Below are 25,501 nucleotides of genomic sequence, written 5' to 3'. Positions count from 1 at the left end.
GCGCCCCTTGAGGCGCGGGCGCGGCGGCCCCCACCGCCGTCCCTGCCGCGGGGTCCTACTTCGAGTCTTCCAGGCGCACCCCGACCTTCAGGGCGACCTGCCAGTGCGCAATCTTGCCGTCCTCGATGTGGCCCCGCACCTGGGTGACCTCGAACCACGCCAGGTGGCGCATCGTCCGGGCCGCGCGGTCGATCGCGTTGCGGATCGCGTCGTCGCTGGATTTCGTCGAGGACCCGACCAATTCGAGCTGCTTGTACACGTGTTCCGACATCGTCGTCTCCTGGTTGCCTGGGGTGCCGGCCAGCAAAGGCCATGCCCGGGACCGTCGCGGCTCCGGAAGCCGGCCAGACCACCTTAGTCCAAGCCGCGGGCATGAATCAAGCTATCCTATGGCACCGCCCGCCCCCCTGCATGCCGACCGTGGACCACAGAAAAACGCTGAACATCACCCTTTGGCTCGTCGCCATCGGTCTCTTCATGCAGACGCTGGACACCACCATCGTCAACACGGCGCTGCCGGCGATGGCGGCCAGCCTGGGCGAGAGCCCGCTGCGCATGCAGTCCGTGGTGATCTCCTACGCGCTGACCATGGCCGTGCTGATACCCGCCTCGGGCTGGCTGGCCGACCGCTTCGGCACACGCAAGGTCTATTTCTCGGCCATCGTCCTGTTCACGCTGGGCTCCGTGTTGTGCGCGCTGTCGCAGAACCTGAGCCAGCTCGTCACCTCCCGCGTGCTCCAGGGGGCCGGCGGCGCGATGCTGATGCCGGTAGGCCGGCTGGTCATCCTGCGCAGCTTCCCCCAGGAGCGGCTGCTGCCCGCGCTGAGCTTCGTCGCCATACCGGCCATGGTCGGCCCCATGATCGGCCCCGTGCTGGGCGGCTGGCTGTCTGAACAGTTCTCCTGGCATTGGGTATTCCTGATCAACATTCCCGTCGGACTGGCCGGCGCGATCGCCACGCGCACCTTCATGATCGACAAGCGCGAGGCGCAACCGGCCTCCTTCGACGGCGTGGGCTACGGCCTGCTGGCCTTCGGCATGGCGGCCATCTCGCTCTCGCTGGACGGATTCTCGGGCCGCGCCACGGGCCACGCGACCGTCGTGCTCATGCTGGTGTTCGGCCTGATCAGCATCGTCACCTACTGGCTGCGCGCGGGCAGGCAGGCCGCGCCGCTGTTCTCGCCCGCCTTGTTCCAGATCCACACATTCACGATAGGCCTGCTGGGCAACCTGTTCGCACGGCTGGGCAGCAGCGGCATGCCCTTCCTGCTGCCGCTGCTGCTGCAGGTCAGCCTTGGCTATTCCCCCACCCACTCGGGCCTGATGATGCTGCCCGTGGCCGCGGCCGGCATGCTCAGCAAGCGCATCGCGACCTCGCTGATCACCCGCTACGGCTATCGTCACGTCCTGGTGGTCAACACGGTGCTGGTCGGCCTGACCATCTCCTCGTTCGCGCTGGTCGACGCCTCGCATCCCGTCTGGGCCCAGGTGGTTCTGATGGCCTTTTTCGGCGCGGTGAATTCGCTGCAGTTCACCGCCATGAACACACTCACGCTCAAGGACCTGGGACAGCAAGGCGCCAGCAGCGGCAACAGCATCCTGTCCATGATGCAGATGCTGGCCATCAGCCTGAGCGTGACGGTGGCCGGCGGCATCCTCGCCGCCTTCAGCCACTTCGTGGACCATGGCGCCCCCGAGGACGCCCTGGCGGCCTTCCATGCCACCTTCATCTGCATCGGCCTGCTCACGGCGGCGTCGGCCTGGATCTTCTGGCAACTGTCGCCCGACGTGCCGCGCGAATCCAAGAAGGATGACTCGCTGGACCTGGGGTAACAAAGGGCGAAGGCCGCGTCGTATAGAATCGACCCTTTTGCGCGGCCCGCCATGTGGTTCAAGAACCTGCAAATCTATCGCCTTCCCGCCCCCTGGCCCATGACGCCCGAGGGGCTCGATGAACTGCTCCGGCCCCAGGTCTTCGGCCCCGGCTCCAGCCTGGAACTGCAAACGCAGGGCTGGGCGCCTCCGCTCGAAAACGGCAGCCTGCTGGCCCATGGCGTGAACGGCCAGTTGCTGATCACGCTGCGCACCGAGAAGAAGCTGCTCCCGACCACCGTCATCAACCAGGTGGCCAAGGCCAAGGCCCAGGAAATCGAAGAGCAGCAAGGCTTCAAGCCGGGCCGCAAGCAGATGAAGGAGATCAAGGAGACCGTCAAGGAGACGCTGCTGCCGCGCGCCTTCAGCATCCTGCGCGACACCCGCGCGTGGATGGACACGCGCAATGGCTGGCTGTGCATCGACGCCTCCTCGGCGGCACGCTGCGACGAGCTGTTGCAGCTTCTGAACCGGGCGATCGACAAATTTCCGCTGGCCAACCTGCACGTCCAGACCTCGCCCGCGGCGGCGATGACGGAGTGGCTGGCAGGCGGCGAAGCCCCCGCCAATTTCACGATCGACCAGGACACCGAACTGCGCTCCACCGGCGAAGGCCGGGCCACGGTGCGCTACGTACGGCAATCCATCGAAGCCGAGGACGTGCGCCGCCACATCGAGGCCGGCAAGCAATGCACCCGGCTCGCCATGACCTGGGCCGACCGCATCTCGTTCGTGCTGAGCGAATCGCTGGCCATCAAGCGCATCGCGCCGCTGGACGTGCTCAAGGAAAACGCCGACGCCCTGGCGCAGAATGACGCCGAACGCTTCGACGCCGATTTCACGCTGATGTCCGGCGAACTGGCCAAGCTGATCGCCGACGTGGTCGACGCCCTGGGGGGCGAAGCCCCCTCGATGCGCTGACGGCCGCCTGGGCGGCGCAACCGGGCGCGCCGTCCTACGAGCGCCGGGCGCTCCAGGCCGCCAGGGCCGGCGCCAGCGCGAACAGGCCGAACAGCCAGGCGGCCGCGGTGCGGGCGCCTTCGATGCCGCCCGGCTCGGCCAGGCCGGCGGCGTTGGCCACCATGCCCGCCACGGCCGACCCCAGCGCGATCGCATAGAGTTGCAGGGTGGTCACCGCGCCCGAGGCCAGGTTCTCCTGGCCCACCGGGGCCGAGCGGAACACCCGCGTGACCAGGTGCGACCAGCACATGCCTATGCCGAAGCCGACTCCGGCCAGCGCCAGGCACAGCGCGGCGAACGCCACGTCGCCCGATTCGCCTCGCGGCACCAGCACGGCCAGCGCGGCCAGGCCCACCGTGGTCACCACCGGCCCGCCGCGGACCAGGCGCACGACGGCCGCGCCGGTGCACCCGGAGAACATCAGCGAGGCCAGCGTCCAGCCGCCGGCCATGACCGCCGTCAGATAGCCAGCCACGAGCGGCGTCTGGCCGTGCAGGGTCTGCAGGAAATACGGGACGAAGATCTCGCTGGTCAGGCCGATGATGAGCATGGCCATCGTCAGGTAGCAGGCGCCCAGCACCGTGCGGGTCGAGTAGGCGCCCGTGGGCATGAGCCGCGACGACGCCCTCACGTCCAGGCGCCCCATCCATGCCACCAGCGCCAGCCCCGCCGCCACGCCGGCGGCGTTCCAGGCCAGCTCATGCGACAGGCTGCCCACCGAGACCACCATCACCGAACACGCCAGCAGCGCCAGCTTGCCCCAGGGCACGCCCGCCGCCGACGACGAGGCGGGCGCGGTGGCCGGCACCAGCCTGTAGACGATGGCAGCCAGCGCGGCGGCCACCGGCAGCAGCGACAGGAAGGCCGGCCGCCACCACCCCAGCGAGGCGAACAGCCCGCCCAGCGCCGGCCCCGACAACGTCGCCACGCCCCACATCGCCGAGACGAAGGCCAGCGCGCGCGGCCACAGGCGCGACTCGTACACCATCCGTATCAGCGCATAGGACAAGGCCAGCAGCACGCCGCCGGCAAGCCCCTGGACGGTACGCCCGGCAAGCAGCCACCACATGGCCGGCGCGGTGGCGCAGATCAGCGAGCCCAGGCAGAACAGCGCCAGCGCCCCCAGATAGGCGCGGCGCGGCCCCATCCGGTCGATCAGCCGGTAGGACAAGGCGGAACCAAGGATGGATGCCACCACGAACAGCGTCGTGCTCCAGGCGTAGTAGGCCAGCCCACCGATGCTGAGCACGATGGTGGGCATGATGGTGGTGACGACGTAGACATTGATGGCGTGGAGCGCCACGCCGCCGGCCAGCGCCAGCGAACGCAGCGCGTTGCGGCCGGTCATGAGTTCAAAGGGAGAAGACTTTTCCTGGGAGGAAGGCATGCGTAGGTCCGTGGGCGCGCGCACTCAACGTGCGACGAGCGAGCGGACCGGATTGTAAGGGCGGACCGGCAGGCTGTGGCCCACCGGCAGGACATCGGAAAACTCCAGCGAGACGCCTTCGTGCACCTCGCGGAAGGTGTTGGCCCCGTACAGGTTCTTGCCCTGCACGTAATGCACGCCGTCGATGGCCGACGGCGGACGGACGTCGCTGCCCAGCCGGTTCGCCAGCCAGCGCGACATCTCGAAATGGCTGATCCAGCGCTCCTGCCGCATGGGAGCGGAGACGGCCTCGGGCGCCTCGCGGCTCCATGACAGTACCGGGACATCGGCCACTTCGGGTTCGAGCACATTGTGCCCCCACATGCCGCGAGCGCCCAGCAACTGCCCATGATCGCCGGTGACCACCAGATGGCGCTGTCCCGGCAGGCTATCGAACTCGTCCAGCATGCGGTCCAGCAATGCGTCCAGATAGAGCACGGAGTTGTCGTAGGCGTTGCGCTGGCGCACCGCGCGCGGCTGATCGTGACCGTCCGGCCAGCGCGCGTAGCGGTCCCGCGCATGCGCATAGTTGGCCTCGTAGGGGGCATGGGCCGAGCGCAGCAGGACCACGACGAAGGTCTTCCGCGGCCACTCCTGTTCCTGCAGCAGCGACAGGAGCGCCTCGTCGCCCTGCCTGCGGAAGCGGGCGGGCTCGTCCTCGCGGGTGATCGACACGTCGACGTAGCGGCTGCCCACGTCGTTGAGCAGCTTGGATTCCTGTGACGAGATCCAGTAGGTCGTGAAGCCCGCCTCCTTGGCGAACTTGAACAGATTCGTGGACAAGCCCCGGATCTGGTCCAGTTGGCCGGGCTCGCGCACGGCGTTCATGATCAGCGGCATGCTGGCCGCCGTGGAAACGGCCGCCGCCACGCCATGGCGCGCCACCAGTCCCTGCTCCATGCGCCGTGCCAGGTTGGGCGTCGTATCCCGTTCGTAGCCCATGATGCCCAGGTGTTCGCTGCGCAGCGAATCGGCCACGAACAACCAGACGTGCTGCGCCTGCGAAGGGAATGGCGCGACCTCGGGCAGGGCCGCGGCCGCCACCGGCGCCGGCGCCGCGTGGAGCGATCCGCGCACGACGTTGTGCACCAGGAAAAAACTGAAGGTGTTGAGTGAGTTGTGCAGGCCGCTGCGGGTGGGGCCCGGCAGGAAGGAATTGAGGTCGCGGTAGGTGGCGCGATAAGGCTTGGACAGCAGGCCCGCGGCCACCAGCATGACGCCCAGCGCGCGCTGCCAGCGCCGGACGTCGGACCGCATGTAGGTCATGAACAGCCACCACGCGGCCAGGTACGGGACCAGCACCGCGAACAGCACGTGGACGTGGTCGCCGAAATCGGCCAGCGCCACCTCCCTGACATCCCCGAACTCCGAGAACAGGCTGGCCAGCACGACGGGATCGAGCGGCCGCCCGGCGTAGGAGATATGGCTGAGCTGGACCAGTTCCATGCCGGCCAGCAACACCAAGATGCACGAGACGAACACCTTGCTGCCCGACAGCCACAACCCCAGGCAGAACGCCAGCAGCGCCAAGAAATAGTTCAGTTCGAAGTCAGCCTGGTTGGCGACCGTGAACCATTGCTGGATCCAGTCGTCCAGCATCAACAACGATGTGGTCAGCAGGACCAGCGCCCCTCGCGCCGCGAGGTAGCGCCAGTTCCACATCCCGGGCCGGAGCGTCAGGGTCAGGGATTCATTCGTCGTCATGCGCACTCGATCAGGCGGCCTGCGGCCTTCCTGCGTGAAAAACGGCGTCCGGCCGAAACCGGGCGCCGATTCTGCTGCGGGCGGGAAGCCCACCCGGGAAAAGCCGCAAGCTTAACCCAGTTCACCCCTGCCGCGAGTGGGGACATTCCCCTCTCGCCGGCCAGGGCACCGGCTTCACGCCGCGTTGGACTCAGGCTGGCGGCCTTTTCCGCGATTGGCCATCACCGCGCGGGCACCGCCCAGGATGGCAACCAGCGCCAGCGGGTACAGCAGCCACTGCACCCAGACATGGGCCTGGAACCACGGCTTGACCAGCGGCTCGCCCATCACCATCTTGACCGAGGTCACGACCAGCACGCCGGCGCCGATGTAGATGATGGCCGGATAGCGTTCCATCAGGCGCAGAATGAGGCGGCTGCCCCAGACCATGATCGGCACGCTGATCAACAGGCCCAGCACCACCAGCAGGAAACTGCCATGCGCCGCGCCGGCCACCGCCAGCACGTTGTCCACGCCCATGACGGCATCGGCGATCACGATGGTCTTGATGGCGGCGACGAAGCTCGTGTTGGCCGAGCCGCTGCCGTGTTCGTCCTCCTCGGCGGTCAGCAGGCGATAGGCGATCCACAGCAGCGCGAGGCCGCCCACCAGCATGAGGCCAGGTACCTTGAGCAGCCAGACCACGGCCAGCGTCATCAGCGTACGGACCACAATGGCGCCGACCGTGCCCCAGATGATGGCCTTCTTCTGCAAGGCGGGTGGCAGGTTGCGCGCAGCCAGCGCGATGACGATGGCGTTATCGCCCGCCAGCACGATGTCGATCACGACGATGGACGCGAGCGCGAACAGGAATTTGGTAGTGAATATTTCTGCGGCGAAAGCCGAAAGCCATTCCACGAGTGGTTCTCCAGAGAAGTTGACGGCCTCTGCTGGCAACAGGAATGACTGGGAACGGGAGCACCCATGCAGGACCTGACGCCAGGCTGCAAAGGTCTTGTTCAATCACCGGGCGGTGATCCGTACGACCGGAGGAAGCGAACTTCCACGTATTGACGATCGTACGAAAGAGCCTGTCAGGCTCTCGAACTACTCCCCTTTGGAGGGACATGCCATAGGCATGTCAACCAGCATTTTCGCCTGGCCCCGGACCTTGCGTCAACATCGGGAGATACCCCAAGGAAAACGGCGAAAACGGGGCCACATCGGCATGCGCGGGACGGAACGTCACGATGGCCATCAGCAGTATCGCCAGCGCCAGATCGCGCCGCGGCGTCTCGTAGGCCTGCGAGCGGAAACGCCGGAACCCCCACATGACCAGCACGATGAAGCCCCCCATCAGCGCCGCCGCCAGGAAAGAACCGGCGTATTGCGCCAGCACCGGCACTCGTTCGCTGAACGGCCCCTCGGGCAACGGCCCGCGCAAGGCGCTGGACACGAGGAACATCAATCCCAGCGCCCCGGCCAGCGCTCCCCACGACAAATCCCGACCGACGAAAAGCTTCACGACATTCACACCCAAGGCTGGACAACAAAAAGTATAACTTTCATCTTCTCCCAGGATGCGGTGGATCCGGCCTTGCCGGTCCACTCGCATCGCCCCCTTGAGGGGGCGCGCGGAGCGCGTAGGGGGTGGGCCTCCCTTCCGGTCCCCCCGCATCGCCCCCTGGGGGCGCGAAGCACGCAGGGGGCCCCTACGGCCAAGCCGAGTAGGTGAGATCCTCGCGGCCGGCTTCCTCGAGCACGCGGCGGCGGTAGCTGCCGGGAGGAATACCCATGTGGCGCTTGAAGAAACGATTAAAGTGCGCGGTATCGCGGAACCCCAGGCCGTAGGCGATCTGGGCCACGGGCAGCGGCGATTGTTGCAGGCGCACCCGCGCCTCCTGCAGCAGGCGCTCGTGCGCCACGGCCAGCGGGCCGCAGCCGGCGCTGCGCATGGACGCGGCATGCAGCCGGCGCTCGGTCACGCCCAGGGTGCGGGCATAGCGGGAAATGGGCCAGTGCTCGCGGAAATGCAACTCCACCACGCGCAGGAAACGCTGGAACACGACGGAACCGGGCCGGTCGCCGGTGGGCGCCTCGGGGTCGATGTCGCTCATGCGCCAGAGATGCGTCAGGACGATCGAGAGATAGGCGACGGCGATGCCCGCGGCCCCCTTGGCCGCCAGGCGCAGCTCATGGCTGACCGCCTCGAACACCGGACGCAACATGTCCCGCCCCGCCGCCATCTCGTCCGGCCCGATGTGAAGCAGGCGGTCGGCCACATTGCGCAGGGCCGCGGCATGCTGGCTGGCGGCCGAGGCGCGCGACACCAGTTCCTCGGCGGCCGACAGCATGTAGCCGGCGCCGCCGGCCTCCAGGCGGAGGGACAGCGCCATGCCGGGTGGCAGCCAGGCCAGGCACGGCGCGCGCAGCGCGAGCTGCCCGTGGCGCAGCGTGGCCACGCCCTTGCCCGCCGTCAGCAGCAGGGCGTGGCTGCGGCCCTGGCGGCGCGCGGCGTCGATCACCCATTCGCGCGCCGCCAGCGCGGGCACCATGGATTCGCTCTCCATCAGGGTGGGCAGGGGCGTCTCGCCGATGTCCGGATGCGCGTCGGGCAGGGAATGCGGATAAGCCACCATGCGGGTCCTCGGAAAGCCAGGCGGAAAAGTGCAAGTATTCGTCCGATTTCATCAATGCATGCAACTTTACATGGCCAGGCCCTCTAGCCAGAATTTGTGGGTCGCTACAACAAAACTCCGCGATTGTTACAAACCACCGGGAGACACACCATGCTGGCCTTGCCCCTGAAATCGTTGCGCCACCTTGGCGCGGCCGCCGCGCTGTCGGCCTTTTCGCTCGCCCTGCCGGCCCAGGCCCAGGACGCCGTCACCATCGGCTACGCGGTGTCGAAAACCGGCGTCAATGCGGGCGGCACGGGCATTACGACCATTCCCAACTACAAGCTGTGGGTCCATGAGGTCAACCAGGCGGGCGGACTGCTGGTCGGCGGCAAGCGCCTGCCGATCAAGGTCGTCGAATACGATGACCGCTCCAGCTCCGAGGACGCGGTGCGCGCCGTCGAGCGCCTCATCACCCAGGACAAGGTCGACTTCCTGCTGCCGCCGTGGTCGACCGCGATGAACCTGGCCGTGGCGCCCACCTTCCACCGCTACGGTTATCCGCTGCTGGCGGGCTCGGCCGTGACCGAACGCGCGCCCGAATTCGCCAAGCGCTGGCCCGGCAGCTATTGGCTGCTGGGCACCGGCTCGCAATACGCCGAGGCCCTGGTCGACCAGTTGGCCAGCCTGCGCAAGGCGGGCAAGATCGGCGACTCCATCGCCATGGTTTCCATCGCCGACGGCTTCGGTATCGAACTGGCCACCGCGGCGCGCGCCGCGTTCAAGAAAGCAGGCTTCAAGCTGGCCTACGCCAAGACCTATCCGGTGGGCACGCAGGATCTCGCTCCCATCGTGACCGAGGCCAAGAACCTGAACCCCGACGTCTTCATCGCGTTCAGCTATCCGCCCGACACCATGGCCATCACGGACCAGGCCCGGCTGCTGGGCTTCAATCCCAAGGTGTTCTACACCGGCGTGGGCACTGCCTTCCCGCTGTACAAGAACCGCTTCGGACCGAACGTCGATGGCGTCGCCAGCCTGGGCGGCATCGACGCCAGCAGCCCCGCGGTCAAGGCCTACATCCAGCGCCACAAGGAAGTGACCGGCGCCGAGCCGGACCGCTGGGCCAGCCTGGTCACCTACGCCGGACTGCAGGTGCTGCAACAGGCCATCGAGAAGGCAGGAACCCTGGACCGCAAGGCCGTGTCGGCCAAGATCGCGAGCGAGGAGTTCGACACCATCCTGGGCCGCATCAATCTCAAGACCCACATGGTGCCCAACATGCTGACGCTGGGCCAATGGCAGAACGGCGAGTTCGTCGGCGTCGAGCCGTCCAGCCACGCCGGCGCCGCCAGGCTGGTCTTCCCCAAGCCCGCCTGGCAGGCCGGCGCCGCCGCGCGCTGACCCTCAACCCGCGCCGCCCGGGCCCCACGGCGCCGGGCGGCGCGCGACAGGAATCCGGTATGTTCATCGATGCACTTTTCTCCGGCGTCACGCTGGGAGGCATGTACGCGCTCGTCGCCATGGGGCTCACCTTGCAATATGGCGTCTCGCGCATCATGAATCTGGCCTATGGCGAGTTTCTCGTCGCCGCGGCCTTCTGCGCCTACCTGCTGTTGACCGGCCTCCGGATCACGCCCCTGTGGGGACTGCTGCTGATCGTCCCCGTCGCCTTCGTGCTCAACTGGCTGGTCTACCGCTTCCTGCTGACACCGCTGGTCAAGCGCACCCGCACGCGCGCCGCGTTGGAGGTGGACAGCATCCTGGCCACCTTCGGCCTGCTGTTCATCGTGCAGGGCGCGATGCAGGTCACCTTCGGCGGCAACTACTACAGCTATTCCTACCTGAACGAACCCGTGCGCATCCTGGATTCGGTGCTGGCCCTGAACCGGCTGCTCGCCCTGGGTTTCGCCGCCGTGTTCGGCATCGGTTTCTACCTGCTGCTGACCCGCACCCGCCTGGGCACCGCCATCCGGGCGGTGGCGGTGGACCCGGTGGCCGCGCGCCTGGTCGCCATCGACGTGCGCCGTGCCTCGGCCCTGGCCTTCGCCGCCGGCGGCGCGCTGGCGGCCGGCGGCGGCGTGCTGGTCAGCATGTTCCTGACCTTCAACGCCAACATGGGCGTGATCTTCACCATGAAGGCCCTGATCGTGATCATCATGGGCGGCGTGGGCAACGTCCTGGGCGCGCTGGTCGCGGGCCTGCTGCTGGGCCTGGCGGAATCCTTCATCGCCACCTACGTCGATCCGGGGCTGACGATCGCCATGACCTACGGCGTGTTCCTGCTGGTGCTGCTGGTACGTCCCACCGGCCTGTTCGGGAGGGCTGCGCGATGAATGCGTCCCTGCGCGCTCCCCTGGCCGCGGGCGCCACCCTGCTGGCCGTGCTGGCCGGCGTGCCCCTGGTGGCCGACGGCTACGGCCTGTCGCTGGCCATCAACATCCTCAACTACGCGGTGCTGGCCACCGCCTGGGCGATGTTCTCCGGCCCCACCCGCTACGTGTCCCTGGCCACGGTCGCCTTCTTCGGCATCGGCGCCTATACCGTGGCCGTGCTGAGCGACGCCCTGCCCTGGCCCGCGGTGCTGGCGGCGGCAGCCCTGGTCGGCGTGGTGGTCGCCATCATCGTCGGCCTGTCCACGCTCAGGCTGGCCGGGGTCTATTTCGTCATCTTCACCTTCGGACTTACCGAACTCATCCGCCAGTTGGTCACCTGGTATGAGGTGAACGTATCGAATTCCATCGGCCGCTATGTATTCCTGGACATCAGCCAGGAACAGATCTACTGGCAGTTGCTGGCGCTGGGCGCGGTCCTGTTCCTGGCCACCCTGCTGCTGGGACGCTCCCGCCTGGGATTCGCGCTGCGCATCATCGGCGCGGACGAGGCGGTGGCCCGCCACTGCGGCATCGACACCACCCGCGCCAAGGTGCTGCTGTTCGCGCTCAGCGCCCTGTTCATGACACTTGCCGGAGCGATCATGGCCCCTCGCTGGACCTACATCGACCCCGCCATCGCCTTCAATCCCGTCATGTCGTTCCAGGTGCTGATCATGGCGCTGCTGGGCGGCGTGCAACGGCCGTACGGCCCGCTGCTGGGCGTCGTCCCCCTCGCGCTGCTGTTCGAATACCTCGGCGCGAACTTCCCCAATCATTACAGCATCCTGCTCGGCGCCGCCTTCATGATCATCGTCTACCTGTTGCCCAACGGCGTGGTCGGTCTCGCCCGGCCCCGGCGCAAGACGGACCGGGCGGCTCCCGCCGGCAAGGGGGTGTCATGAACGGCTTGCGCGTATCCCTGCTGCGCAAGACCTTCGGCGGCCTGACCGCGGTCGACGATCTGAGCTTCTCGGTCGAGCCCGGCGAGATCGTCGGCTTGCTGGGCCCGAACGGCTCGGGCAAGACCACGGTCATGAACCTGATCTCGGGCGCGCTGCCCCCGGATGCCGGCGACATCGAACTCGCCGGCCTGCCGATCGCCGGCAAGGCGCCCCACAAGGTGACGCACGCGGGTGTCGCGCGGACCTTCCAGCTGGTGCGGGTGCTGGGCGACATGGATACGACCGAGAACGTGCTGGCGGGCCTGGCCTTCGCGCGCGAACCGATGTGGGGCGCGCGGGCCGCCGCGAAGGCGGGCGAGCTGCTGGCGCGCGTCGGCCTGGCCCGCCATGCGCGGACGCTGGCCGGCGAACTGACCTACATCGACCAGAAGCGGCTGGAACTGGCGCGCGCCCTGGCCCTGTCGCCCCGCCTGCTGCTGCTGGACGAATGGCTGGCCGGCCTGAACCCGTCCGAGCTGCTCGAAGGCATCGCGCTGGTCCGCTCGCTCAAGGACGAGGGCATGAGCATCATCCTGGTCGAGCACGTCATGGACGCCGTGCACTCGCTGTGCGACCGCTGCGTCGTGATGAACGCCGGCGCCAAGATCGCCGAGGGCACGCCGGCCACCGTCCTGTCGGATCCGGAAGTGATCCGCGCCTACCTGGGAGACGCCGGTGCTTGAAGTCTCGAACTTGTCGGTCGCCTACGGCAAGCATTCCGCGCTGCGCAACGTCGCGCTGTCGGTCAGGCCCGGCGAAATCGTCGTCATGCTGGGCGCCAACGGCGCCGGCAAGAGCACGCTGCTCAAGGCCGTGGCCGGTCTCGTCCCGCACGACGGCCAGGCCGTCGTGCGCCTGTCGGGGCAGGACATCGCCGCCACCCCCGCCCACCGCATCGTCGAACTGGGTATCGCGCTGGTTCCCGAGGGACGGGGCATCTTCGGCGACCTCACTGTGCGCGAGAACCTGCGGCTGGGAGCCTACGCTCGCCGTGCCCGGAAGACCGAGACCGCGACCCTGGAGCGCGTGCTGGCCCTGTTTCCCCGGCTGGGGGAACGCCTGGACCAGACCGCCCGCACCATGAGCGGCGGCGAACAGCAGATGGTCGCCATCGGCCGGGCACTGATGTCGCGGCCGGCGATCCTGCTGCTGGACGAACCATCACTGGGCCTTTCCCCCCTGATGAGCGGCGAATTATTCAAGTCCCTGGCCACCATCCGGCAGGATGGAGTGGGTATCCTGCTGGTCGAACAGAATGCCCGCCTGAGCCTGGCGATCGCCCAGCGCGGCTACCTGATCGAGAACGGCGCCATCGCCGGCGAAGGCGAAGCCTGCGCGCTGATGAACGACCCGGCCGTGCAAAAAGCCTACCTCGGCATGGCAACCGCCTGATACGAATCAAGGCGGCCACGGGGCCGCCACTTCTGGAGTCCTACCCATGTTCGACATCAAGCTCCTGATCGACGACGAAGACCGCGACGCCACCGGCGGTGCCACGTTCGTGCGCCGCGACCCGGTCACCGGCGCGGACAGCACGCGCGCCGCGGCCGCCACGGTGGCCGATGCCCGCGCCGCCGCCGATGCCGCCGCGGCGGCCTTTCCCGCCTGGGCCGCGCTGGGCCCGAACGAGCGCCGGCGCCTCCTGAACCGAGCGGCCGACCTGCTGGACGAGCGCACGCCCGACTTCATCGCCCGCATGATCGCCGAAACCGGCGCCACGCGCGGCTGGGCCGGATTCAATGCGCATCTGGCCGCCGGCATCCTGCGCGAAGCCGCCGCCATGACGACGCAGATCGCCGGCGAAGTGATCCCGTCCGACATCCCGGGCAGCCTGGCCATGGCCGTGCGCCAGCCGGTGGGCGTGGTGCTGGGCATCGCGCCCTGGAACGCCCCCGTCATCCTCGGCACGCGCTCGATCGCCATGCCGCTGGCCTGCGGCAACACCGTCGTGTTCAAGGTCTCGGAACTCTGCCCCGCCACCCACCACCTGATCGCGCGGACCCTGCGCGACGCCGGCCTGCCGGCTGGCGCCGTCAACGTCGTCTCCAACGCCCCCGACGACGCGCCCGCCGTGGTCGAGGCCCTGATCGCCCATCCCGCGATCCGGCGGGTCAACTTCACCGGCTCGACCCGCGTCGGCCGTATCGTCGCCCAGAGCGCCGCCCGCCACCTGAAACCCGTCTTGCTGGAGCTGGGCGGCAAGGCGCCGCTGCTGGTGCTCGACGACGCCGACCTCGACGCCGCGGTCGACGCGGCGGCCTTCGGCGCCTTCATGAACCAGGGCCAGATCTGCATGTCCACCGAGCGTCTGGTCGTCGACGACGCCATCGCCGATGCCTTCGCCGCCCGTCTCGCCGCCAAGGCCGCCTCGTTGCCCGCGGGCGATCCCCGCCGCGACGACGTCGTGCTGGGCGCCGTCGTGACGCCAGAGGCCATCCAGCGCATCCGGCGCCTGATCGACGATGCCGTGTCCAAAGGAGCCAGACTCATCGCCGGCGGCAACATCGAAGGCAGCATCATGGCGGCCACCGTTCTCGACAGGGTGACGCCGGCCATGGAAATCTATGGCGAAGAATCCTTTGGTCCGGTGGTCTGCATCGTCCGGGTCAGCGGCACCGAAGAAGCCATCCGCGTCGCCAACGACAGCGAGTACGGACTATCATCGGCCGTCTTCAGCCGCGACATCGCGCGAGCGATGGAAGTGGCAGGACGCATCGAAAGCGGCATCTGCCACATCAACGGCCCCACCGTGCACGACGAGGCGCAGATGCCGTTCGGCGGCGTCAAGGCCAGCGGCTACGGCCGCTTCGGCGGCAAGGCCGGCATCCACGAATTCACCGAACTGCGCTGGATCACCGTCCAGACGACGCCCCGGCACTATCCGTTCTGACGCCGCCGACAGGCAAAAAAAATGCCGCCCCGAGGGGCGGCATTTTTCATCCAGCAGCCTGTCAGGCGGCGGGAGCCGAAGCGGCCTGCTGTTCGGCGGCGGCCGGAGCGGCAACCGGAGCAACAGCCTTCTTCGCCACGCGCTTGGCGGCGGGCTTCTTCGCGGCAGGCTTGGCAGCCGGCTTGGCGGCGGGCTTGGCGGCCGGCTTCACCGCGGGCTTGGCAGCCTTGGCGACGGGCTTGGCAGCAGCCTTCTTGGCCGGAGCGGCGGCCTTGGCTTTCTTGGCAGCAGGCTTCTTGTCGCCTGCGGCCACGACAGCCTTGGCTTCCTTCACGGCGGCCTTGACGGCCTTCTCGTAAAGGCTCACGCGCTGAGCGGCGTCCTTGCGGGCCTTCTCCGAACGCTCGAGCGCCTTCTTGGCGGCATCGCCCAGACGCACGGCGGCGGCTTCGAGCTTCGCCAGCACGCCGGCGGACTTGGCCGGAGCGGCTTTCTTGGCGACCTTCGCGGCCGGCTTCTTGGCTGCCGGCTTGGCGGCGGCCTTAACGGGTTGCGATTTCTTAACCATATCAATCTCTAAAAGTCGAGGCCCGAAGTGTTAATGGTGCTCAAAGCAATGTCAACCCTTTTAGGCGTCAATGACGAAAATTTTTTCTTCGGCGCCACGCGTCATGTCACGTCATGGCATCGCGCACGATCATCACGATGACGTCCGGCCGAACGTGACGCGGGCGATGATCCATATCGTCACGCCGCACAGCGCGGCAAGCGCGCCCACCGCGACGATGGGTTCGACCGGCAGCGCGCCCACGGCCGTGCTGCCCAGCGCCCCGCCCAGCATCTGCGATGCGCCCAGCACCGCGGCGCCCACGCCCGCCATCGCTCCGGCGTCCTGCAATCCCAGCGCGAAGATGGCCGGCATGATGAAGCCGCCGAAGAAAAGACTGGCCGCCATCGCCACGACGAAGACGGCGATCTCCCACCATTGCCCATGCGCGCCGCGCAGCGCAAGGCCGACCGCGAGCGCCGCCAGTCCGGCGCAGGCCGCGCCGCGCACGCCCGCGTACAGCACACGCTGGGGCGGCACGCCCCGCTGCGAGAGGCGCGCGGTCGCCAGCGATCCCGCCAGCACCGCGGCCGAAGCCAGCGCGAACGCGATCGCATAGACCGGACTGGACACGCCCATGCCGTCGATCAGCACGAAAGGCGAACCACTGATGAAAACGAACATGCCGCAGAACACGACGCCCAGCGCGCACGACAGGGCGCGTGCATGGGGCAGCGCCAGAAAGGCGCGATAGCCCGCCGGGCGTCCGGCGCCTTCGTGTATCGGCTGGCCGGCTCCGGCATCGTCGGATGCGGGCCCGGTGGGCTGGACGCCTCGGAGCGCGCGCAGCCGGCCCGCCCGCAGGCTGATCCCGACGATGACGGCCAGCAGCACCCCCGCCCCGGCCAGCACCGCGAACAGCCCGCGCCAGCCCACCGCGTGGATGACGAACGCCCCGATCAGCGGCGCGACGATGGGCGCCAGGCTCAGCACCGCGACGATGAAGGATTGGATGGTGGCCCGCTGCTGTGGCTGGGGAAAGACGTCGCGGACCAGCGCGATGCCGGCCACCGACGCGGCCGACGCGCCGAAGCCCTGGACCGCTCGCCAGCCGATCAGCGCCGCGCCGTCCGCGGCCAGCGTGCAGGCGACGGCCGCCGCCACGTACACGGCCAGGCCGAGCAGGATGACGCGCAGGCGCCCATGGCGATCGGACAAAGGCCCCCAGGCCAGTTGGCCGAATCCGAAGGTCAGCATGAACGCGCCCAGTGTCGCCTGCATCTGCGAGTCGGTGGCGCCGAGTTCGGCGCCGATGGCGGGCAGCCCGGGCAGGCTGATGTCGATGGACAAGGGCGGCAGGCCGGCCAGCAAGCCCAGCACGACGATGAAGCCGACCGGCAACGCGATCCGGGTCGGCGGGGAATGCCTTGCTTGCACGAAGCGATCTCCTGGCTGATGCGCGCCCGGCTTCACCCGGGCGCCGAAGAGCGGAGGATATCGTGCTTTTGCCGGGGCGGGCACATGGCCGCCCCGTGAGGCGCGGGCCTCAGTTCGGTTGCAGGCCGGCGTCCCGGATGATCTTGCGCCAGCGGATCTCCTCGTCGCGCATGTATCGGTCCATCGAACCCGGATCGCCCGTCACCTTGATCAGGCCCTCTTCCTTGACCAGGCGTTGGAACGTCGGCGTCTCGGCGGCATGGTTGATCGCCCGGTTCAGGCTGTCGATGACCGGCGCCGGCGTGCCGGCCGGAACGAGAAAACCGTACCAGGCCTGGGCGTCGTACCCCGCCACCCCGGCCTCGGCCACGGTGGGCAGGTCCGGCAACACCGCCGACCGGTCGGCCGAGGTCACGGCCAGCGCCCGCAGCTTGCCCGCCTTGATGTAGCTCAGGGCGCCGGGAATGGTCGAGAAAATGACGTCGATCTGTCCGCCGATCAGGTCGTTCAGCGCGGGCGCCGCGCCCTTGTACGGCACGTGCGTCAGTTCCGTTCCGGACAGCGTCGCGAACAGCGCGCCCGCCAGGTGCGCGGAAGTGCCGTTGCCGTTGGACCCGTAGTTGATCTTCCCGGGATGGTCCTTCGCATAGGCGATCAGTTCGGCAACCGTCTTATAGGGGCGCTGCGGATTCACCACCAGCACGTTCGGCGCCTTGGCCACCATGCCGGCGGCAACCAGCGAGGTCTCGTTGGAGTACGGCAGCTTCTCCTGGAGGCTGGGATTGACCGCGTAGGCGAAGGTCCCCATCACGATGGCATAGCCGTCGGGCGGACTCTTGGCGACGTAGTCGGTGCCGATCACCGTGCCGCCGCCCGGCCGGTTCTCGACGATGACCGGCTTGCGGAAATACTCGCCCATCTTCTCGGCGACGATGCGGCCGACCAGGTCCGTCCCCCCGCCGGGCGGAAAGGGAACGACAAGCTTGAGCGGCCGCTCGGGAAAGGAAGCCGCCAGGGCCGGGCCGGCCAGCAGCGGTCCCGCGATTGCCACACAGGCGGCGCCAAGGGCCATGCGCCAGGAAGGTGCCAGGAAAGTCATGATGTCTCCGTTGTCTTGATTCTGTTCTGCCGTGGTGCAAGCTATAGCCGGTAGCCCGGATCGATCCGGTCCAGCTTGCGCAGCAGCGCGGGCCATTCCATGACGCCGTACGGCCGCCGGGTCTGCGGCTGGTAGTTCATGTAGGTCTTGTCCAGGACTTCCTGGGGAACGGGGTTCAGCGGACTGTTGCAGGCCATGGCCGCCAGTTGCAGCTTGCAGGACAGCTCCAGGCGGTGCATGGCGTTGAACGCCTCGGGTATGGTCCGCCCGACGGTCAGCAATCCATGGTTCCTCAGGATCATGGCGTTGTTGTCGCCCAGGTCGTCCACCAGGGAAGCCTGTTCCGCCTCGTCCAGCACGACGCCCTGGTAGTCGTGGTAGCTGATGTTGACGAAGCGCATGGACGTCTGCGCCAGCGGCAGGAGGCCGCATTCGAGCGCCGACACGGCCATCCCGGGCCAGGTGTGCGTATGGATGACGCACGACAGTTCGTGCCTGGCCTGGTGGATCGCGCTGTGGATGACGAAGCCCGCGCGGTTGACGCCGTACCTCAGGTCCGGCCCGAAGTCGGGCGCGCTCAGGACCTCGCCGGCGGCGTTGATCTTGATCAGGCTCGATGCGGTGATTTCCTCGTACAGCAACCCGTAGGCGTTGATCAGGAACGCGTTTTCCTCGCCGGGCACCCGGGCCGAGATATGGTTGGCGGCCATGTCGGCCATCCCATAGAACTCGATCAGGCGATAGCACGCCGCGAGATTGATCCGGGCCTCCCATTCGGCCTCGGAACATCGGGACCGCATGGATGCGATTCCCAGGTCCGCCAATTCAGCCATCGTCGATTCCTCCTGCGCAAAGTCGTGCCATGCATTCTGCGCACTCTCGACGCGGCGGGAAAATGACTTTTCGGTCGGATCAGGCCAACTATTTTGTAGGGCTGGCCGCAAGCGGCTGCGGCATGGGCGGATCATCCATCACATCGTCGGCGCGCGAGCCCAGTTCGGACAACAGCCATCGGCGGAACGCCCGGAACGCGGCGGTGGGGGCCCGGTCCTTGGGATGCACGAGAAAATAGCCCCCCGCGGGCCGATAGGATCCGTCGAAAGGCGCGACGAGCTGCCCCGAAGCCAGATAACCTTCGACCAGGATCCTGACGCCCAGCGCCACGCCCAGGCCGCGTATCGCCGCCTCGTAGGCCATGAGCGAACTCTCGAACTTGTGGCCCCGGCCGGCATGATCGCTCACGAGCCCCGCATGGCGGAACCACCCCTCCCAATCCCCCGGGCGGGCGAGCGAATGCAGCAATGGCAACTCGAGCATGGCCGAGATGTCCGGCGAACCGCCGGTCTTCGCCAGCAGATCCGGGCTCATGACCGGAACGAGCTCGATGGGCGCCAGCATGTCGACGTCGATCCCCGGCATGTCCGGCACTCCGAACCGGATGGCGGCATCGAAATCCTGGTGATTGAAATCGACCAGGGCCGAGGACGCCGACAGCCGGATCTCGACGGCGGGATGCTGTTCGTGGAAAGCCGGCAGCATGGGAATCAGCCAGCATTGCGCGAACGTGTTGTAGGCCAGGATGGAAAGCACCTGCGGCTGCCCGCGCCGGCTGAGCTGGGAAGTGGCGAACGCCAGGTCGTTGAGCGCCCGGCGCACCGCGGGATAGTAGCGGCTGCCCGCCTTGGTCAGCGCGATCGACTGCCCCCGCCGGTCGAACAATTCCACGCCCAGGAAATCCTCCAGGCCGCGGACCTGGCGGCTGACCGCCACCTGCGTGACGCAGAGCTCGTCGGCGGCCGCCGTGAAGCTCATCAACCGCGCCGAGGCCTCGAAGGCTCGCAGCGACTTCATCGGAGGCAGGGGCAGCTTCACGGCATCACCTGGACGCGGCGGTCAGCCGCCGAGATAGGCTTCCACCAGGCGGCGATCGCCCAGCAGTTCCTTGCCGGAGCCGGACAGTGCGATGGTTCCCGTTTCGAGCACATAGCCGCGATGCGCGATCTTGAGCGCCTGCCGCACGTTCTGCTCGACCAGGAAGATCGTCAGCCCCTGCCGGTTGATCTCGCGCAGGATGCGGAAGATCTCTTGCACGATGATGGGCGCCAGCCCCATGGACGGTTCGTCCAGCAGCAAGAGCCGTGGCTTGGCCATCAGCGCCCGGCCGATCGCCAGCATCTGCTGCTCGCCGCCGGACAGGTTGCCCGCCATGCCGTCCAGGCGTTCCTTGAGCCGGGGAAAGAGTTCGAACACGCGGTCCAGGTCGGCACCGATCCCACCCTTGTCGCGGCGGGTATAGGCGCCCAGCTCGAGGTTCTCGCGCACCGTCATCGTGGTCAGGATGGCGCGGCCTTCGGCGACCTGCACGATGCCCTTGGCAACGATCCGGTGCGGCGCCAGGCGCGAGATATCCTCGCCCTGGAACGACACCGAGCCCGCTTCCTTGGGAGTCAGGCCCGACAGCGCCAGCAGCGTGGTCGACTTGCCCGCGCCGTTGGCGCCGACCAGCGTGGTGATCTCCCCCTCGCGCAATTCGAGGTCGATTCCCTTGACCGCGGCGACCTGGCCGTAGGCCACCTTCAGGCCGGAGACGTTCAGCAGCGGATTCATGCCTGCACCTCGTCCGCCACGTCGTCCTCGCGGCCCAGATAGGCTTCGATCACCATCGGGTTGGTACGGATCTGCTCGGGCAGGCCCTCGGCGATGATCCGTCCGAAATTCAGGACCGCGATCCGGTCGCACAGGCCCATCACGAAACGCATGTCGTGCTCGATCATGAAAATGGTGTAGCCCCGCGCCTTGATGTTCTCGATCTCGGCCATCAGGTCCACTTTCTCGCCGGTGTTCATGCCCGCCACGGGTTCGTCCAGCAGCAGCAATTGCGGCTCGGTCGCCAGCGCGCGGGCCAGCTCCAGCTTGCGCTGGTCGCCGTAGGACAGGTTGTCCGCGACCTGGTGCGCCTTGTGGTCCAGCTTGACCCAGGACAGGAGCTCCAGAGCCCGTTCGCGCGCGCGGCGTTCCTGGGCCCGGAATCCGGGCAGCGCCAGCAACAGGCCCGCCGGGCCGTAGTCGAGGTGGCGGTGCATGCCGACCACCACGTTTTCGAGCAGCGACATTTCCTTGAAGATGCGGATGTTCTGGAACGTGCGGGCGATGCCGCGCCGGGTGATCTGGTGCGGCTTGGCGCCCGCGAGATCCTCGCCGTCGAAGGTCAGCGTGCCGCCCGAGGGTTCGAGCAGCCCGGTGATCAGGTTGAACACCGTCGTCTTGCCCGCGCCGTTGGGACCGATCAGGCCGAAGATCGTCCCTTGCGGAACCTCGATGTTGACGTCCTGCAGCACGTGCAGCCCGCCGAAGCTCTTGGAAATGGATTGGAGTTTCAGCATGTCAGGTGCTCCTCCGCCGGCGGAACCAGCTGCGCAGCAGCGCCGGATCCCATATCCCCTTGGGCAGGAACAGCACGATCAGGACCAGGATCACGCCATTGATCACGAGCCGGAAATCGTTGAATGCGCGCAGCGTCTCGGGCAGCAGCGTCAGGATCACGGCGCCCGCCACCGGCCCGGCCAGGCTGCCGATGCCGCCCAGGATCGTCATGGTCAGGATCTCGACGCCCCGGTCGAATCCGTATTCGTTGGGACCGATGAAGAAGGTCAGGTGCGCGTTCAACGCACCCGCGAGCCCGGCCAGCAACGCCCCCAGCACGAACGCCAGCATCTTGGTGTTGTTGACGTCGATGCCCATCAGCCCGGCGGCGGTCTCGTCCTCCTTGATGGCCTCGAACGCGCGGCCGACCTTGGAGCGCCGCAGCCGGAACAGCACGGCCAGCGCCAGCACCACGGCCAGTGCGATGTGCCACCACTGCGTCAGCTGGGGAATACCGTTCAGGCCCAGCGCGCCGCCCGTCCACGACTCCGTGTTCAGGATCACGACCCGCACCACTTCGCCGAATCCTAGCGTGGCCATGGCCAGGTAGACCCCGGACAGGCGCAGCGTGGGCTTGCCGATGACGAAGGCCACCAGCATGGGAGCGGCCATGCCGCCCAGCAGCGCCACGGTGAAAGGCATTTCGAAGTTCATCGTCAGGATCGACGCGGTATAGGCGCCTATCCCCATGAAGGCGGCATTGGCCATGGCCAGCATGCCGCACGAGAGCGTCAGGTAGATCGACAGGGCCAGCAAGGCATTGGTGCCGAGGGTCAGCACCAGGTTGCTGTAGATCGACCAGAAATTATCGAACCATTCCATTTCTTGTCCGCGTCCTTATGCCTTGCGTTCCAGCACTTTGCCGAACAAGCCCTGCGGACGAACGAGCAGGATCAGGAACAGGAGGCCGAACGCCACGGCGTCGCGCATGGTGGACCCGACATAGGCCACCGACAGCACTTCCGCAAACCCCAGGAACAGCCCGCCTATCATGGCGCCGCGTATGTCGCCCATGCCGCCCAGGATGATGACGGCGATGCCCTTGTGCAGCATGGGCTGGCCCATCAGCGGGAACACCGCGTTGGAGTAGAGGCCGATCATCACGCCGGCCACGCCTCCCAGGGCCGCCGCGGCGAAGGACGTCAGCATGAACAGCCCCTCGACGTTGATGCCCAGCAGCGAGGCCGCCTTGGGCGACTCGGCGATGGCGCGCAGCCCCCTGCCCAGCTGGGTCCGCTTCATGACCACCATCAGCGCGGCCATGAGCGCGAACGACATGAAGATGATGATGAGTTCGATCACGGTCATGTGCAGCCCGGCGATCTCGATCGCGTCGTCCGGCACCAGGCCGGATGGGAAGCGCATGTTGGCGGCCCCGTAGATGCCCTGCATGCCGCTGTTGAGCGCGATGGCCACGCCTATGGTGGCAATCATGGGAATGAGGTGGGGCGCGTTGCGCTCGCGCAGGCGCTTGAGGATGAGCACGTCGATCAGGATGCCGACGATGCCGCTGCCCAGCGCCGCGGCGACGAGGCCGGCCCACAAGGGCAGGTCGAACTGGGTGATCAGTTGCAGCGCCACGTAGGCGCCCACCATGAACACCGCGCCGTGCGAGAGATTGATGACGCCCAGCACGCCGAATACCAGCGTGAAGCCGAGCGCGAACAAAGCGTAGACGCACCCGAGCGATAGTGCGTTGACGAGTTGCTGTTGTAGCATGCCCCCCCCTACGCGCTTCGCGCGCCCCCCAGGGGGCGGCGCTGGCGGACCGGCGAAGCCGGATCCTCGGCGCCCTGGATCTGGCGGCCCATTTTGTGCCGGGGCCGGATACAGGAGCGAAGCAGCAAGATTACCAATGGAAAATGGGCATGAGCCCTACTATTACAAAGGGCGCGGGAGTCCCGCGCCCTTTCGGATCGCCGGCGCGAGGCCGGCGGGGTCCGCGGGTGCCGCTTATTTCTCGATGACGTAGCGGCCGCCGCGGGTGACCATCACGATGGGGGTCTGGACCGCATCGTAGCCGCCGGGCTTGCCGGCGGCGCCCTTGGCCTGGCGGAACTGGAAGGCTCCGGTCGCGCCGGTGATCTTCACCGCGGGCAGCGCCGCCTGGAGGGCGGCGCGGTCGGCCTGCAGGTTGCCGGAGAGCTTCACCTTCTTCAGGGCTTCGGCCACGATGTGCATCGCGTCGTAGGCCTGGGCGGCGAACTGGTCGGGCGCCACATTGTACTTCGCCTTGTAGGCGGCGATGAACCTGGTGTTCTCGGGGGTGCCGTTCTCGATGGACCAGGGGCTGCCGACCCACAGGCCGTCGGCCCGTTCCTTGGCCAGGTCGAACACCTTGACCGAGTTCATGCCGTTGCCGCCGATGAAGGGCACGTTCAGGCCCAGCTGGCGCGCTTGCACCATGATGGGACCGCCCTCGGCGATCAACGCCGACAGCACCACGGCATCGGGATTGGTGGCCTTGATCTTGGTCAGCTGGGCCTTGAAGTCGACATCCCCCTTGGCGAAGGTCTCGGTCGTGGTGACCGGGATCTTCAGGTCTTCCAGGGCTTTCTTGAAATTGTCGTAGCCGCTCTTGGTGAAGACGTCGTCGTTGCCGTAGAACACCGCGACTTTCTTGATGCCGTTGTGCTTGGCGGCGACGCGGATGGTCTCGGGCAGCACGTCGGCCTCGGTGACCGAATTGCGGAAGACATAGTTGCCGATGGAGGTGATGCCGTCCGCGGTGTTGGAAGTGCCGAACACCGGGGTCTTGGCGGCCTGCGCGATCGGATCGGCGGCCTGGGCCGAGTTGGACAGCGTCGGGCCGAAGATCAGCACGACCTTGTCCTGGAACACCAGTTTCTTGAAGACGTTGATGGCCTCTTCCTTCTTGCCCTGTTCGTCTTCGATGACCAGCTTGATGGCGTTGCCGCTGACGCCGCCCGCGGCATTGAGCTCGTCGGCGGCGAGCTGGAAGCCGTTGCGGATGGCGGCGCCGTACTGGCCGGCACCGCCGGACAAGGCTGCCGCGAGGCCGATCTTGACGTCGGCGGCCTGGGCGAACGCAGCGGCGCCGAGCGCGGCCGCTGCCACCAGCGATTGACTGAAAATGCGGTTCATGTGAGTGTCCCTATAGGTATCGCGTTTGCGCGTGGACGCCTGCGGCGCGGGGACAGCGCGGGCCCATGCACGGACGACTTGGGGCGATATTCTACCTTTTCGGGCCATACCAGACGAGCCGAAAGGGTTTCCCCTAGCGGGGAAAGCCGCTTGGACTATGCTTGTGGACATTGCCCACGCAACCCATTTTTTCCGTCATGAACCTACCGCAAACGCCGTCCCCGGACATCGCCCCCGAGTGGCATCTGGCCGATATCGTCGAGCAGCTTCGCACCTCGCGCGAGATCGAGCACAAGATCCGCTACCTGGACCGGGTGCGCGAACTGCCCTCGCGCGAGGCCCTGGTCACCGTGCTGGACGGCCTGTCGGCCGCGCTCTTCCCCACGCACTACGGCCGCTGCAAGCTGACCGACGACAGCATCGACTATTTCGTCGGCAACACCCTGAACGCCACGCTCAACCTGCTCTGTGAACAGGTCCGCCGGGCGCTGTATTTCTCGGAAGCGCCGGACACGCACGACAAGCAGAACCTGCAGGGCAAGGCGGTGGAGCTCACCCGCCGCTTCGCCTCGCAACTGCCGGCCATCCGCGCCATGCTGGTCAGCGACCTGCATGCCGCCTACCAGGGCGACCCGGCGGCCACCAGCATCTCCGAAATCCTGCTGTCCTACCCCGGGATCAAGGCCATCATCCACTACCGGCTGGCCCACGCCATCCACAAGCTGGGCGCGCCCTTCCTGGCACGGCTGATCTCTGACATCGCCCATTCGGCCACCGGCATCGACATCCATCCGGCCGCGCAGATCGGCGCCAGCTTCTTCATCGACCACGGCACGGGCGTGGTGATCGGCGAAACCACGATCATCGGCGAACGCGTCCGCCTCTACCAGGCCGTCACGCTGGGCGCCAAGCGCTTCCCCGCCGACCCCGACGGCAAGCTGACCAAGGGCATCGCCCGCCACCCCATCGTGGAAGACGACGTGGTCATCTACGCCGGCGCGACCATCCTGGGCCGCATCACCATCGGCCGGGGCTCGACGGTCGGCGGCAATGTCTGGCTGACCCAGAGCGTGCCCGCCGATACCAACGTCAACCAGGCCAAGAACCTGGAAGACTGACACCAGC

Annotated in this window: 25 protein-coding genes; 9 read left to right on the top strand and 16 right to left on the bottom strand. The window is 67.5% G+C overall.

Annotated elements, in window-relative coordinates; all coding sequences use genetic code 11:
• Positions 1-55: 55 nt before the first annotated feature.
• Positions 56-271 carry a dodecin gene (locus AC1Q6E_RS16130; protein ID WP_130359644.1) on the bottom strand — a complete coding sequence of 72 codons (216 nt, stop codon included), beginning with the start codon at positions 269-271 and terminating at the stop codon, positions 56-58.
• Between the two features lie 140 nt (positions 272-411).
• On the opposite strand from AC1Q6E_RS16130, the gene mdtD reads away from it, so the two are divergent.
• Both mdtD and AC1Q6E_RS16120 read left to right on the top strand, forming a co-directional pair.
• Entirely contained in the window at positions 412-1,833 is a 1,422-nt protein-coding gene (mdtD, locus tag AC1Q6E_RS16125) for a multidrug transporter subunit MdtD (protein ID WP_492573131.1), read from the top strand.
• A 51-nt stretch (positions 1,834-1,884) separates the two neighbouring features.
• On the top strand, positions 1,885-2,793 hold the full coding sequence (locus AC1Q6E_RS16120; RefSeq protein ID WP_152798240.1) for a recombination-associated protein RdgC: 909 nt from the start codon (positions 1,885-1,887) through the stop codon (positions 2,791-2,793).
• Positions 2,794-2,827: 34 nt separating this feature from the next.
• On the opposite strand, the gene AC1Q6E_RS16115 is transcribed toward AC1Q6E_RS16120, so the two are convergent.
• The 5 genes from AC1Q6E_RS16115 to AC1Q6E_RS16095 all read right to left on the bottom strand — a co-directional run bounded on the left by AC1Q6E_RS16115 (position 2,828) and on the right by AC1Q6E_RS16095 (position 8,580).
• Positions 2,828-4,219 (bottom strand): MFS transporter, encoded by a 1,392-nt coding sequence (locus tag AC1Q6E_RS16115; RefSeq protein ID WP_296555658.1) that lies wholly within the window; start codon positions 4,217-4,219, stop codon positions 2,828-2,830.
• A gap of 24 nt (positions 4,220-4,243) precedes the next feature.
• Positions 4,244-5,962: a sulfatase-like hydrolase/transferase gene (locus AC1Q6E_RS16110; protein ID WP_152798242.1), complete on the bottom strand. Its 1,719-nt coding sequence runs from the start codon at positions 5,960-5,962 to the stop codon at positions 4,244-4,246.
• A gap of 174 nt (positions 5,963-6,136) precedes the next feature.
• Positions 6,137-6,859: a TerC family protein gene (locus tag AC1Q6E_RS16105; RefSeq protein ID WP_296555661.1), complete on the bottom strand. Its 723-nt coding sequence runs from the start codon at positions 6,857-6,859 to the stop codon at positions 6,137-6,139.
• Positions 6,860-7,082: 223 nt separating this feature from the next.
• Entirely contained in the window at positions 7,083-7,550 is a 468-nt protein-coding gene (locus AC1Q6E_RS16100; protein WP_492573094.1) for a hypothetical protein, read from the bottom strand.
• A 103-nt stretch (positions 7,551-7,653) separates the two neighbouring features.
• Positions 7,654-8,580, bottom strand: a complete 927-nt coding sequence (locus tag AC1Q6E_RS16095; protein WP_152798245.1) for an AraC family transcriptional regulator — start codon at positions 8,578-8,580, stop codon at positions 7,654-7,656.
• 150 nt (positions 8,581-8,730) lie between these two features.
• Here AC1Q6E_RS16095 and AC1Q6E_RS16090 point away from each other — a divergent pair, with 150 nt between their 5' ends.
• The 6 genes from AC1Q6E_RS16090 to AC1Q6E_RS16065 are packed head-to-tail and all read left to right on the top strand — an operon-like array spanning position 8,731 to position 14,765.
• Positions 8,731-9,963 carry an amino acid ABC transporter substrate-binding protein gene (locus AC1Q6E_RS16090; RefSeq protein WP_152798246.1) on the top strand — a complete coding sequence of 411 codons (1,233 nt, stop codon included), beginning with the start codon at positions 8,731-8,733 and terminating at the stop codon, positions 9,961-9,963.
• Positions 9,964-10,022: 59 nt separating this feature from the next.
• Positions 10,023-10,895 (top strand): branched-chain amino acid ABC transporter permease, encoded by an 873-nt coding sequence (locus AC1Q6E_RS16085; protein ID WP_492573093.1) that lies wholly within the window; start codon positions 10,023-10,025, stop codon positions 10,893-10,895.
• Positions 10,892-11,836: a branched-chain amino acid ABC transporter permease gene (locus tag AC1Q6E_RS16080; protein ID WP_152798248.1), complete on the top strand. Its 945-nt coding sequence runs from the start codon at positions 10,892-10,894 to the stop codon at positions 11,834-11,836. The genes AC1Q6E_RS16085 and AC1Q6E_RS16080 overlap by 4 nt, the downstream gene beginning before the upstream one ends.
• Positions 11,833-12,558 (top strand): ABC transporter ATP-binding protein, encoded by a 726-nt coding sequence (locus AC1Q6E_RS16075; RefSeq protein ID WP_152798249.1) that lies wholly within the window; start codon positions 11,833-11,835, stop codon positions 12,556-12,558. The genes AC1Q6E_RS16080 and AC1Q6E_RS16075 overlap by 4 nt, the downstream gene beginning before the upstream one ends.
• Positions 12,551-13,267: an ABC transporter ATP-binding protein gene (locus AC1Q6E_RS16070; protein ID WP_296555672.1), complete on the top strand. Its 717-nt coding sequence runs from the start codon at positions 12,551-12,553 to the stop codon at positions 13,265-13,267. Before AC1Q6E_RS16075 ends, AC1Q6E_RS16070 begins: the two co-directional genes overlap by 8 nt.
• 46 nt (positions 13,268-13,313) lie before the next feature.
• A complete protein-coding gene (locus AC1Q6E_RS16065; RefSeq protein WP_152798250.1) occupies positions 13,314-14,765 on the top strand; it encodes an aldehyde dehydrogenase in 1,452 nt (483 codons plus the stop codon).
• Positions 14,766-14,826: 61 nt separating this feature from the next.
• Here AC1Q6E_RS16065 and AC1Q6E_RS16060 read toward each other — a convergent pair whose 3' ends face one another.
• The 10 genes from AC1Q6E_RS16060 to AC1Q6E_RS16015 all read right to left on the bottom strand — a co-directional run bounded on the left by AC1Q6E_RS16060 (position 14,827) and on the right by AC1Q6E_RS16015 (position 24,376).
• A complete protein-coding gene (locus AC1Q6E_RS16060) occupies positions 14,827-15,333 on the bottom strand; it encodes a hypothetical protein (RefSeq protein ID WP_152798251.1) in 507 nt (168 codons plus the stop codon).
• A 132-nt stretch (positions 15,334-15,465) separates the two neighbouring features.
• Positions 15,466-16,749 (bottom strand): MFS transporter, encoded by a 1,284-nt coding sequence (locus tag AC1Q6E_RS16055; protein WP_152798252.1) that lies wholly within the window; start codon positions 16,747-16,749, stop codon positions 15,466-15,468.
• A gap of 109 nt (positions 16,750-16,858) precedes the next feature.
• Positions 16,859-17,848 carry a Bug family tripartite tricarboxylate transporter substrate binding protein gene (locus AC1Q6E_RS16050; protein WP_492573092.1) on the bottom strand — a complete coding sequence of 330 codons (990 nt, stop codon included), beginning with the start codon at positions 17,846-17,848 and terminating at the stop codon, positions 16,859-16,861.
• 41 nt (positions 17,849-17,889) lie between these two features.
• Positions 17,890-18,681, bottom strand: coding sequence for a class II aldolase/adducin family protein (locus tag AC1Q6E_RS16045; RefSeq protein WP_296555680.1), 792 nt, complete (start codon positions 18,679-18,681; stop codon positions 17,890-17,892).
• 88 nt (positions 18,682-18,769) lie between these two features.
• On the bottom strand, positions 18,770-19,720 hold the full coding sequence (gene gcvA, locus AC1Q6E_RS16040) for a transcriptional regulator GcvA (RefSeq protein ID WP_492573091.1): 951 nt from the start codon (positions 19,718-19,720) through the stop codon (positions 18,770-18,772).
• Positions 19,721-19,741: 21 nt separating this feature from the next.
• A complete protein-coding gene (locus AC1Q6E_RS16035) occupies positions 19,742-20,455 on the bottom strand; it encodes an ABC transporter ATP-binding protein (RefSeq protein WP_492573090.1) in 714 nt (237 codons plus the stop codon).
• Positions 20,452-21,231, bottom strand: a complete 780-nt coding sequence (locus AC1Q6E_RS16030; protein WP_152798254.1) for an ABC transporter ATP-binding protein — start codon at positions 21,229-21,231, stop codon at positions 20,452-20,454. Before AC1Q6E_RS16030 ends, AC1Q6E_RS16035 begins: the two co-directional genes overlap by 4 nt.
• A gap of 1 nt (position 21,232) precedes the next feature.
• Positions 21,233-22,093, bottom strand: a complete 861-nt coding sequence (locus AC1Q6E_RS16025; RefSeq protein WP_152798255.1) for a branched-chain amino acid ABC transporter permease — start codon at positions 22,091-22,093, stop codon at positions 21,233-21,235.
• Positions 22,094-22,108: 15 nt separating this feature from the next.
• Entirely contained in the window at positions 22,109-22,990 is an 882-nt protein-coding gene (locus tag AC1Q6E_RS16020; RefSeq protein WP_296555688.1) for a branched-chain amino acid ABC transporter permease, read from the bottom strand.
• A gap of 234 nt (positions 22,991-23,224) precedes the next feature.
• Complete coding sequence (locus tag AC1Q6E_RS16015; RefSeq protein WP_152798257.1) at positions 23,225-24,376, bottom strand: ABC transporter substrate-binding protein; 1,152 nt, start codon at positions 24,374-24,376, stop codon at positions 23,225-23,227.
• A 197-nt stretch (positions 24,377-24,573) separates the two neighbouring features.
• Here AC1Q6E_RS16015 and epsC point away from each other — a divergent pair, with 197 nt between their 5' ends.
• Positions 24,574-25,494, top strand: coding sequence for a serine O-acetyltransferase EpsC (gene epsC, locus AC1Q6E_RS16010; RefSeq protein ID WP_152798258.1), 921 nt, complete (start codon positions 24,574-24,576; stop codon positions 25,492-25,494).
• Positions 25,495-25,501: the final 7 nt, after the last annotated feature.

Source organism: Pigmentiphaga sp. MLSB6-MA01 (assembly GCF_058793475.1).
The sequence above is the reverse complement of the archived record's forward strand: the minus strand, read 5'-3'. Positions and strand labels throughout refer to the sequence as shown.